The organism is Aquidulcibacter sp. (assembly GCF_020253525.1).
Taxonomy (GTDB): Bacteria; Pseudomonadota; Alphaproteobacteria; order Caulobacterales; family Aquidulcibacteraceae; genus Aquidulcibacter.
This window is the reverse complement of the sequence record NZ_JADCBK010000083.1, coordinates 1-10,114: the sequence shown is the minus strand read 5'-3', so window position 1 is coordinate 10,114 and position 10,114 is coordinate 1. Positions and strand designations below refer to the sequence as shown.

The 10,114-nt window shown below is 57.3% G+C and carries 10 protein-coding genes, 1 pseudogene and 1 riboswitch; of the genes and pseudogenes, 5 read left to right on the top strand and 6 right to left on the bottom strand.

The features are described 5' to 3' along the window. The 4 genes from IOB61_RS10610 to thiS all read right to left on the bottom strand — a co-directional run. On the bottom strand, positions 1-454 hold a 454-nt coding region (locus IOB61_RS10610), incomplete at its 3' end, for a hypothetical protein (protein WP_290816187.1). Between the two features lie 3 nt (positions 455-457). Next, positions 458-2,575: a TonB-dependent receptor gene (locus IOB61_RS10605; RefSeq protein WP_290816184.1), complete on the bottom strand. Its 2,118-nt coding sequence runs from the start codon at positions 2,573-2,575 to the stop codon at positions 458-460. After that, positions 2,568-2,695, bottom strand: a riboswitch (TPP riboswitch). It overlaps the preceding gene by 8 nt. Positions 2,696-2,744: 49 nt before the next feature. After that, positions 2,745-3,542: a thiazole synthase gene (locus IOB61_RS10600; protein ID WP_290816182.1), complete on the bottom strand. Its 798-nt coding sequence runs from the start codon at positions 3,540-3,542 to the stop codon at positions 2,745-2,747. A gap of 4 nt (positions 3,543-3,546) precedes the next feature. Further along, positions 3,547-3,747 (bottom strand): sulfur carrier protein ThiS, encoded by a 201-nt coding sequence (gene thiS, locus IOB61_RS10595; protein ID WP_290816179.1) that lies wholly within the window; start codon positions 3,745-3,747, stop codon positions 3,547-3,549. 137 nt (positions 3,748-3,884) lie between these two features. Here thiS and aroQ point away from each other — a divergent pair, with 137 nt between their 5' ends. The 4 genes and pseudogenes from aroQ to aat form a co-directional block, all read left to right on the top strand. After that, complete coding sequence (gene aroQ / locus IOB61_RS10590; RefSeq protein WP_290816177.1) at positions 3,885-4,331, top strand: type II 3-dehydroquinate dehydratase; 447 nt, start codon at positions 3,885-3,887, stop codon at positions 4,329-4,331. Positions 4,332-4,383: 52 nt separating this feature from the next. Next, complete coding sequence (gene accB, locus IOB61_RS10585; protein ID WP_290816175.1) at positions 4,384-4,872, top strand: acetyl-CoA carboxylase biotin carboxyl carrier protein; 489 nt, start codon at positions 4,384-4,386, stop codon at positions 4,870-4,872. 15 nt (positions 4,873-4,887) lie between these two features. Further along, entirely contained in the window at positions 4,888-6,255 is a 1,368-nt protein-coding gene (gene accC / locus IOB61_RS10580; RefSeq protein WP_290816172.1) for an acetyl-CoA carboxylase biotin carboxylase subunit, read from the top strand. After that, positions 6,252-6,824, top strand: a pseudogene (gene aat / locus IOB61_RS10575) (leucyl/phenylalanyl-tRNA--protein transferase); the annotation flags it as partial. The gene accC and the pseudogene aat, both read left to right, overlap by 4 nt. On the opposite strand, the gene IOB61_RS10570 reads toward aat, so the two are convergent. After that, the gene (locus IOB61_RS10570) at positions 6,823-7,476 is read right to left on the bottom strand and encodes a DUF2155 domain-containing protein (RefSeq protein WP_290816188.1); all 654 of its coding nucleotides are present in this window, start codon (positions 7,474-7,476) and stop codon (positions 6,823-6,825) included. The pseudogene aat and the gene IOB61_RS10570 sit on opposite strands and share 2 nt — an antisense overlap. Positions 7,477-7,883: 407 nt before the next feature. Continuing rightward, positions 7,884-8,273 (bottom strand): NADH:ubiquinone oxidoreductase subunit NDUFA12, encoded by a 390-nt coding sequence (locus tag IOB61_RS10565; RefSeq protein WP_085340146.1) that lies wholly within the window; start codon positions 8,271-8,273, stop codon positions 7,884-7,886. Positions 8,274-8,486: 213 nt separating this feature from the next. On the opposite strand from IOB61_RS10565, the gene IOB61_RS10560 reads away from it, so the two are divergent. Further along, positions 8,487-10,114: hypothetical protein (locus IOB61_RS10560; protein WP_290816168.1), on the top strand; the 1,628-nt coding region annotated here is incomplete at its 3' end.

The window sequence follows — 10,114 nt, the reverse complement described above, 5'->3', positions numbered from 1 at the left end:
GCGCGCCCTGCGTCGCGATTTTCGTCCCGACATCTTGATAGAGCCAGAAGCAAGGTAGGACAGCCGCAGCCAACACAGCAAAGCTATCGGTCACCGCAGTGGCCAGCATGAAATTGACATAGGCTTCGCAGGCGGGGGTTGCTGCGGCCGTTTCAGCTGCCCGCGGATCGATGCCAAATTGCTCAAGATAGCCTGCATGCAGTGCGCGCTCGACAATGATCGCCACTTCGGCCGCTTTGGAGAATTCCAAGATTTCGTCTGCTGCGGGTGCCTTTGCCGCCCCCAAGGCCAGAACCCGCGCATAACCCTGTAGATAGAGGCTGTCTTGGATCATATAGTGGGCAAAGGCTTCCCGCGATAAGGTGCCGGCCGCAAGTTCAGTATTGAAAGGATGGGCATGCACTGCTGCGCGCAAATTCGCCGCTGCAGCCCAGACATCATCGGTAAAAGCCATGTGCTAAAACTCCCGTCGCAGGCTGAAAGTGATTTTTCGCCCGCGATTAATGGTAAAGGTGTCAAACGGGCCGCCGGGGCCAAGACCAGCTAACAGACCGGTCATGCCTTGCCCAAAGGCGGAAATGGCCCAGCGTTCATCGGTAAGGTTTTGTGCTTGCAAGCTTGCGGTCCAGTCGCCTGTTGAAGCGCTTAAGGTGAGATCAGACCACCAGCGCGCTGGCGAATAGAGCACATTGTCGATCTCATAAAAGGTCTTGCCCGCATAATTGGCGTCGATGCGGCTAGTTAGAAGTAGCTTATCAAGGTCTATTTTGTAGATTGCAGACACTTTGCCCGTATCTCTGGGGGCATTGGGGATGACCTTGCCACTATAGTTGCGCGTGGCGGGCGAACCCAAAAGCGGATCTGTGGCGATAAAGCGCTCAATCTTGGTATCGGCCAAGGCATAACTTGCAACTAGATCGAGACTATCTAGGGGCTTCAGCACAAGGCTGGCCTCAAGGCCACTTACCGTCACTTCATCGACGTTCAAGGTCACGGACTGATTGTCGATGAACGTATAATTTTGATAGTCTTCGACCTTGTTGGAAAAGACATTGAACTCCACCTGCCCTGAAGCAATAGGCAGGCGCTGCTTCCAGCCCACTTCCAAAGAAGTGGTGATCTCTGGCCGATAGGTCGCCTTCCAAATAGAGGTGGCGGCTGGGGTAGGGTTGAAGCCACCGGGTCGATAGGCCTCGCCATAAGTGAGGAAGAGATTCGTATCGCCACTGCTCCACTGAGCTGTCATACGCGGCTGAAAACGTTCGAATGTTCCTTCGCGTCGGGAGATCACAGGCCCACCAACTTGGCTCAATATCGTTTGTGACCGCTCATCCCGGTCTAACCTGCCTTGCGCTTCCAACTTAAATTCGCGCGTCACTTGATAGCCAAGCCCACTAAAGACCGATGTCTGGTGAGAGCGTGTCAGATAACGGGGGGCTGGCCCACCAAACAGGAGAGGACCAAAATCATCGGTCCGGTCCTTGTCGGTATCCTGCACAAACAAACCCCACTGGTGGGTGAAATCTTGATTGTCATCAGAAACCCAGCGCACTTCTGCGGTGGTGGCACGCACATCAATCGGCTGGCGAATGGGCTGGATGCCATTTGGGAAGGCCGGAAAGCCAAAGAAGGTCAATGGCCCGGGGCGATAATCCAATTCCTCATCCCAGCGCTTGGCGTAAGAATCCCGGGCGATATAGGCTGATACGGTACCGTCCGCGAATGGGCGCGAAACTTTCGCCACCCCTTGCCCCCAACGCCGCTTAGATTGACCCGGATAATCGCCGATTGGCTTGATCAGGACTTTACCCGACAACCGCCCAGCATTCTTGCCCGTGACATTGTTCGAGCTCGCCCAAGCGGCCCCGCCCTCATCTTCCAAATACTGAAACTTGATGTCGAAGTCCCACCCCAAGGCAGGCCCGGTTAGGCGCAGACGCCCACTGCGTGTTTCCACCGCATCAACCAAACGATTGAGTGTGGTGTTCTTGATCCAGCCATCGGCGGATGACCATAGGCCGGCGGCTCGCAAGTTCCATTGCGAATTGAGTGCGACTGTGTGGGCGGCTTCAATCTCGCCCAAGCCGCCATTGCCAAGTGCGGCCTGAAGATAAGAGACGCCTTGCCCAGTGCGAATACCAATCACCCCACCCGAGGCATTTTTGCCAAAGAGAGCCCCTTGAGGCCCTTTGAGAACTTCGATCGCGCTCACATCATAGAAACGCGGCGTGAACAACTCGGTATCGGCCAAAGGCACCCCATCGAGCACCATGGCGACGGAGGCTTGTTGCAGGCGATCCGTCGTTGCGCCCCGGATTGAGAGGATATTGGTTCCAGGGTCTTGGTCATTGACCATCCAAACGCCGGGGACAGCGGTGGCCACATCATCAATGGTTGCGATACCTTCGCCACGCAGGAGGACTGCGGCGGCGGCTGTATCGAACTTGGACTCCCGTCTGCCGCGCACGGTGATGACTTCGGTGCCCTGCGGTGAAGCCGCAACTTGGCCTTGACGATCTGTTTCGACTGGTTGCGCGGCTTGCGCCACAGCGAGAATGATAAGTGATAGTGTCATAATGGCCCCTCCCTTCGCCGGCATGATCCGGAGCAGGTTCTACGGGTCGCCACGCGACAGTCCTTTTGGACTATTTATGGCCTCTCAGCCCCTCATCGTGGGGCTCCCCGGTGTGTGGGCGGCGTAGGCCTGCCCTAGAAATGCGTCAAGCTCAGGACGCAGAAACGTTCTAGATTAGGCCAGCCAAAGGGCTTGATGGGTCGGCATAACGCTTGCGCCCCATTCGCCCTGCCAGATAAGCGTCGCGACCAGCCAAAACAGCATGCTTCATAGCGCGCGCCATGCGGATCGGGTCTTTGGCTTCGGCAATGGCAGTATTCATCAATACCCCGTCACAGCCAAGCTCCATCGCAATTGCCGCTTCAGAGGCCGTGCCCACACCCGCATCAACCAAGACAGGCACGCGGGCCGCTTCCACGATCAAGCGAATGTTCACAGGGTTTTGAATACCAAGGCCCGACCCGATCGGTGCGCCCAACGGCATAATGGCGCACGCCCCTGCATCTTCTAGCCGTCGGGCAAAGACGGGGTCATCGGTGCAATAAACCATGACGTCAAAACCCTCTTTTACCAAGACTTTGGTAGCTTCCAGCGTTTCGATCATATCTGGATAGAGCGTCTTCTGATCAGAAAGGACTTCCAGCTTAACCAAAGACCAGCCACCCGCTTCACGGGCAAGGCGCAACGTGCGTAGGGCATCTTCGGCGGTGAAGCAGCCTGCGGTATTGGGCAAAAAAGTATAGCGCTTGGGATCTACAAAATCCGTCAACCGGGGTTGATTGGGATCAGACAGGTTGACGCGACGCACCGCCACCGTCACGATTTCAACACCTGCGGCCTCTGCGGCTGCCGCATTCTGGGCATAGTCGCGATATTTGCCCGTCCCGATAATGAGGCGCGATTTGAACGTGCGCCCGGCCACCGTCCAGCTATCCTCGTGATTGAGGCCTATTGTTTGTTCGGTCAAACCCTCATCCCCCGCCTACAAATTGCACAAATTCCAACTGGTCGCCCTCTGCCAAAATGGTCTGATCCCATTGGGACTTCATCACGATCATCCGGTTGCGCTCAATAGCCACCCCACGTGGATCAGCCACCAGCGACGAGACCAAGGTGGTCACATTAGTTCCCGCTTCAATCTGATGTTCTTCGCCATTGAGAAAAATAATCATAGCGCCCTCATTGGCGGGTGATATGGGCGGGCTTGACCAGTTTGATCAAGGCGGTTGTGCAGGAAAGCAGTCATCAGGTGCAACCAATTCAGCACCTCCACCTTTCCCTTTAGGCAAAGCAGGGTTACACCTTGTTCATGGAAAAAGCGATTTTTGTGCTCAATGGGCCAAACCTCAACTTGTTGGGCACGCGCGAACCTGAGATTTACGGGACCGATACGCTGGCGGATGTGGAAGCCGCGTGCACAGCGCTGGCCGCAAGCTTGGGGATGAAGCTGGTCTTCCGCCAGTCTAATAGCGAAGGCCAGTTGGTCGATTGGCTGCAAGAGGCGCGCGACCATGGTGCGGGCGTTTTGCTCAATGCAGGTGCGCTCACTCACACGTCACTTGCGATCTATGATGCGATCAAGGCAATGACCATTCCCGTCATAGAAGTCCACTTGTCGAACCCGTTACGTCGCGAATCGTTCCGCCATCATTCCTATGTCGGTATGGCGGCGACCGGCACCATCGCGGGCTTCGGTCTGCACTCTTATGTGTTGGGCCTTGAGGCCCTTGCCAAGAAACTATCGGTCAAAAGCTGACCCTTTTGCCCCAACAACCCAAGGCCCAAAGACAGGCCTATAGGAGAGACGAATGAGCCAATCAGGATTCGACACAAAATTGGTCAAGGATCTTGCGCGTATCTTACGCGACACAGACCTGAGCGAGATTGAAGTGGAAAACGAAGGGGTTCGCGTGCGTGTTGCGCGTCAAGCCAATGTCGCGCCCCAAATGGTTCATGCCCAAGTCCCCGTCGCTGCTGCCCCGGTTGCCGCAGCCCCTGTTGCTTCCGCCCCGGCACCTGCCCCCGCAGCTGCAGCGGCCCCAGCAGCCGACCCAGCCAAACATCCTGGCGCAGTTGCGTCACCCATGGTTGGCACCGTCTATACCCAGCCTGAACCAGGTGCCGCGGCCTTTATCAAAGTGGGCGACACGGTGAAGGAAGGCCAACAACTCTTCATCATCGAAGCGATGAAGACCATGAACCCTGTGCCATCGCCCCGTTCAGGCACCGTCACGGCCATTCTCGTCCATGACGCCCAGCCCGTTGAATATGGCGAAGCGCTCTGCGTGATCGAATAGTCAGGAGACACACAGGTGTTTGATAAAGTTCTGATCGCCAACCGCGGCGAGATTGCCCTGCGGATCCACCGCGCCTGCAAAGAGATGGGAATCACCACCGTGGCGGTCCATTCAACGGCAGATGCGGACGCAATGCATGTGCGCTTGGCCGACGAAAGTGTGTGCTTAGGCCCGCCCGCTGCGGCAAAGTCCTATTTGAATATTCCGGCCCTGATCGCAGCCTGCGAGATCACCGGCGCGCAAGCCATCCATCCAGGTTATGGCTTTCTGTCAGAAAATGCCCGCTTTGCCGAAATTATTGACGCGCATGGCTTGGTCTTTATCGGACCACGTGCCGAGCACATCCGCATGATGGGCGACAAGATTGCTGCCAAGGCCGCAGTGAAAGCAGCCGGCATCCCCGTTGTGCCGGGCTCTGATGGTGGCATTTCAGATGATGAGACCGCTTTGGCGGTTGCCGAAGAAATTGGCTATCCGGTGCTGGTCAAAGCCTCTGCAGGCGGCGGTGGTCGCGGCATGAAGGTTGCCCATTCAAAAGATGAATTGTCGGTTGCCTTGTCTATGGCCCGTACCGAAGCCAAAAATGCCTTTGGTGATGACACGGTCTATCTCGAAAAATATCTGGGCAAGCCGCGCCACATCGAAATCCAAGTGATCGCCGATGAGTTTGGCAATGTGGTGCATTTGGGCGAACGCGATTGTTCGCTGCAACGCCGCCACCAAAAGGTCTGGGAGGAAGCCCCCTCACCGGCACTCAATGCTGAAGAACGCGCTGAGATCGGCGATATTGTGGTCAAGGCGATTAAGTCACTAGGCTATTTGGGCGTCGGCACCATCGAATTCCTCTATGAAGAGGGCCGCTTCTATTTCATCGAAATGAACACCCGCCTGCAGGTGGAGCATCCGGTTACTGAGATGATCACGGGTGTCGACTTGGTGCGCGAGCAAATTCGCATTGCAGCCGGCATGCCTTTGTCCTTCACCCAGGAAGATGTGGTGTTTGAAGGCGTTGCAATCGAATGTCGGGTCAATGCCGAAGACCCTGTGACCTTTGCGCCGTCTCCTGGCACGATCACAGACTTCCACGCGCCGGGCGGTTTGGGGGTGCGTTTGGATTCAGCCATTTATACAGGCTATAAAATCCCGCCCTACTATGACAGCTTGATCGGCAAGCTGATCGTGCATGGTCGCAATCGCAATGAATGCTTGATGCGCTTGCGGCGCTCTTTGGCCGAGATGGTTGTGGGTGGGGTTAAGACCACCATCCCGCTCTTCCTAAGACTGGTACAAGAGCGCGATATTCTCGATGGCGACTATAACATCCATTGGCTGGAAAAGTGGTTGGCCGAACAAGCTGAACAAGCTGAGGAACCGCGTGCATGAGCAAGGGCTTTGGCCCAGATGAGCTTTTGGCATGTTATGCGCGCGGGACGTTCCCGATGGCAGACGGGCGGGATGATCCCCGCCTGTTCTTGGTCGATCCAGACCAACGCGGCATCTTACCGCTTGATCAAGTCCATATCCCCCGCCGCCTCAAACGGACCGTTCGCACCACCCCTTTTGTGGTGACGATCAACCAAGCGTTTCGCGAGGTGGTGGAAATGTGCGCCGCACCGATTGGCGAACGCACAGAAACTTGGATCAATCAGCCGATCTTAGAGCTTTATGACGGGCTGCACCGCCGCGGTCATGGGTTTAGCGTGGAGACTTGGCATGAGGGCCAGCTTATAGGCGGCCTCTATGGGGTTCGCCTCGGGGCGGCGTTTTTTGGTGAGAGCATGTTTTCGCGCGCCCGCGATGCCAGCAAGATCGCCCTCGTCCATCTCGTAGCGCATTTGATTGCAGGCGGCTTTCGCCTGCTCGACACCCAATTCATCACCGACCATTTGACGCAATTCGGCACCATAGAAGTCCAACGCAAGACCTATCACTTGCTCTTGGCAGAGGCGATCAAGTGCCCTTCAGTTTTCCCTGTGCCGGGGCTGTTGGTGCCGCAGGTGCAGGACCCGTCCGAGGCTCTGACTCACCAGGATCTGCCCCCGACGCAGCTGGAGCCTGTGGTGCAGCCTCTGGAGCCGCCGCGCCCGCTTGGCCTTCAGAGCGTGGGCGCGCTTTGCTTGTCGACGATTGAACAGCACTTGGCGGCGCAACGGCCCCCTCGCAACTAACCAGCCACATATCATAGGTGGGATGATCAATCGGGGTCACAGCGGGGCTCGACGCGATAATCCAGCCTTTTCGAATAACGCGTTCCTTATTGGCTTCCCGCATACCGCGACGATCGCGCTGGGGCAAAACTGCCAATTGATTGAGATTTCGCCTGCCCATATCGGTCACTTCGACATAGGCCCAAGATTCAAACGCATCCTCTGGATGGGAGGCATAACAAGCCGAAAGCCGCAGGCGCAAAGATCCATAAGTCACTTGGCTGCCAACCGGCACCCGGACCCGCACATTAGAGCCCTTTTCACGGTCCAACGCGCCGAGCAAAACACCGGTGCCGCGGATCTCCCGCACAGGCTTCGGCCCTGTTTCCAACGCTTCTGGGGGAAATAATAATTCTAGGGGAACAAGGGGAATGTTCGGGCCAACCAAACGCGGCATAACCAAGCCGCTGGCAGCTAAAGCCTGTTGTTCGGCTTCGGCCTGGCTGAGCGCTTCGCGGCGGATTCGCGCACGCAGCTCCTCTTCGGGCGTCATCCAGGTGCCCGTGCCATTTTGACGAAACGCGGGCGCGACATCGCCTTCTTCTGGCTCTGCAATCGGGCCTAGTTCAGGATCAATTCCACCACTGGTCGCAGGCGGAGGTGCTGGATTGGCCGCTTTTGCAGCTTTTGATGGATCGTTTGACCCACCTGCGCCCAAAGCAGGCCGCAAGGCGGTGCCATTGGCTTCGGGATTGGCCGATTGCGCAATCACACTGCCACTGCCCAGTGCAATGCACACCGAACCCAGCGCAAGCCAGCCTAGTTTCCTGAGGTCAAACATGGCCGTGCCATTTGCCCGTTTCATCACTCTGGCGACCAAGACTCATAGTCGCTGGATGATTTGGCGCGCTCACCCGAGGCCGCCAAGCTGCCCTTCGGACGATAGGCAAATACCGTTCCGGTCAGATTCGGCAGATGCGGCTTTTCCCAAAACTTCAATTGGAAGGGCTCAATCGTTGGGGGCTGTTCGAACGTATGGTGCAGCCAACCGTGCCAGTCTGCAGGAACGCGCGATGGCTCTGCATAGCCCTTATAGAGCACATAGCGCCGTTTGCGCCCTTCTAAAGAAGCTTTGCGCTCTTCAAAATAGCGATTGCCTTGGTCGTCCTCGCCCACCAAAGTTGCACGCTTTGCGATATCAAACAGTGCGCCAATCGTTGCACCATTCCACCACGTAAAGATTTTTGTGAGCACGGGTTTTTCCTTTTCGATCTCTATTATGCCCCGCCGCGTTGCGGGCATCAAGTCGAAGCGGCATGACACAACAGGCCATCGCCAGCATTGCTGGCCACAGCCCCCTCTTTTCGGCACAATTCCATCTGTCAGATGCAGATTTTCCCCAATGAGGACTAGGCGGCTCACGACTTCAGGCAGATGATCAGCACAGTGATTCGCGATGGGGCCACCGTGAGCTTTGATTCCGCCTTCTTTGGTCATGAACAATTTATCGCCCAGCCCGATATGCTGCGCGAAGTCGGCCCCGATTCTGGCCCCTTCTATGCCCCAGCAAGCTGGACCTTGGACAATGTTCTGGCATTTGGCGAGGCAGCCAACTTACCCGATGAGACATCGATTTCCGATGCGATCCTCGACATTGCTGGGCGGATCGGGGCCTTAGCCTGGGCGCGCGGTCTTTTGGCGGACGCCGCAGCGCGTGACCATTTCGAAGCCGTATTGGCCAATAGTTTGTTGAACCGGCAAGTGGTGCTTGAACCGGGCCATCTGCGGGCGCTGGGCCTTCAAGGTGCTGCGACGCGCGGGTTCGTCCTGAACGTTCGCAACGGATCACCTGAAATCGAAGTCGGCTTGCCGGCGGTTTGGCTCGAACCCCAAGCAAGCACGCGCTTGGTGCCCTGGACGCAAGCAGAAGCGATTGTCCATCAGCGCCGGCAAAGTCAGTTTGACTCTTCTGCCCTTTCAATGGGCCGCATCCAATTGCGCGATGCCTTGGCGCGGGTCAGCGAAGCCGTGGGGCGGGCTGAAGGGGCTGGGCATGACGACCCGCGTGACAATCCGGTTTTAGCCCAAGCTGTTGCCGCGGCCTTTCGCCTTGGCGCGCCTGCAGGGGCGGTATTGGAAGCAATTGAGGACGCCAAGCAGGGCATTTTTGATGCGACCGCCCATGGCGGGGCGCTCGACACACCGGTTCTAGAGCCAACCACAATCATCCTGCCGCCGGATTCAACACTTGATGGCGACTTGCTCGTAAAGGCTGCCCGAACCGGATGTGGCTTTGCCTTTGATGAGGCAGCCTTTACGGCCTCTGGCCCGGCGGTGGTGGTGGCCCTTTCGGCCTTTTATGAAGACACAGATTTCAGCCAGCTCAAGCGCGTAGCAGCCGCTTGGCGGATAGGGCTGGATTGCTTAGGCACGGCGACGGCCTTTCCAACCAAGACCGCCGCGCAGACTTGGGCAAAAGAGCGCGGCGCTGTGATGCGCTATTGCGATGGGGCGGGCCTCTTGATGGCGCGCGGAAAATCTTATGCCCGCCTTGAGGATCAGCTTGTGGTTCGTGATGCGTTGCGGGCCTTGGCCGCAGGCGCTGCCGCGGCGGCCAACCAACTTGTCGAATTTGAACGCACAAACGCCTCCACCACCGCGTGCTTTGAAACGGCCTTGAAGCCGCAAGATTATGGACTGGTTCTGATTGCTCTAGGGGCAGATGCGCCGGGCCTCGCCCCCATTCAAGGCCCCACAATTGAAACCGCTTTATCGGGGGAAGAGACTGGCTTTTCCGTGCGACCTTGCGTGCTGCGCGGCCTAAAAAGCTTAGGCCTTGATGACCGAGACGCGGCGCGCCAATTGCTGGGCACAAGGACGCTTGTGGGGGCTCCGGGCCTTTCTTATGAGGCCCTAGCCAACCGGGGCGTTGATGAAGATGGTCTGGCCGCGATTGCCGAAGCCTTGATCAGCGCGCGCACCCTGCGCCAAGTCATAACGCCCTGGCTGCTTGGTCCTGAAGAAACGGCCCTGTGGTGTGGGTGCAGTTTAGACAACGTGTTACAACCAGGCTTTGATGTGCTGACTGCTTTGGG

Excerpts from the sequence above, each read along its gene's own strand:
- IOB61_RS10605 (WP_290816184.1), bottom strand. The coding sequence starts at position 2,575 with ATGACACTATCACTTATCATTCTCGCTGTGGCGCAAGCCGCGCAACCA.
- thiS (WP_290816179.1), bottom strand. The coding sequence starts at position 3,747 with ATGATTATTTTTCTCAATGGCGAAGAACATCAGATTGAAGCGGGAACT.
- aroQ (WP_290816177.1), top strand. The coding sequence starts at position 3,885 with ATGGAAAAAGCGATTTTTGTGCTCAATGGGCCAAACCTCAACTTGTTG.
- accB (WP_290816175.1), top strand. The coding sequence starts at position 4,384 with ATGAGCCAATCAGGATTCGACACAAAATTGGTCAAGGATCTTGCGCGT.
- IOB61_RS10570 (WP_290816188.1), bottom strand. The coding sequence starts at position 7,476 with ATGCCGCGTTTGGTTGGCCCGAACATTCCCCTTGTTCCCCTAGAATTA.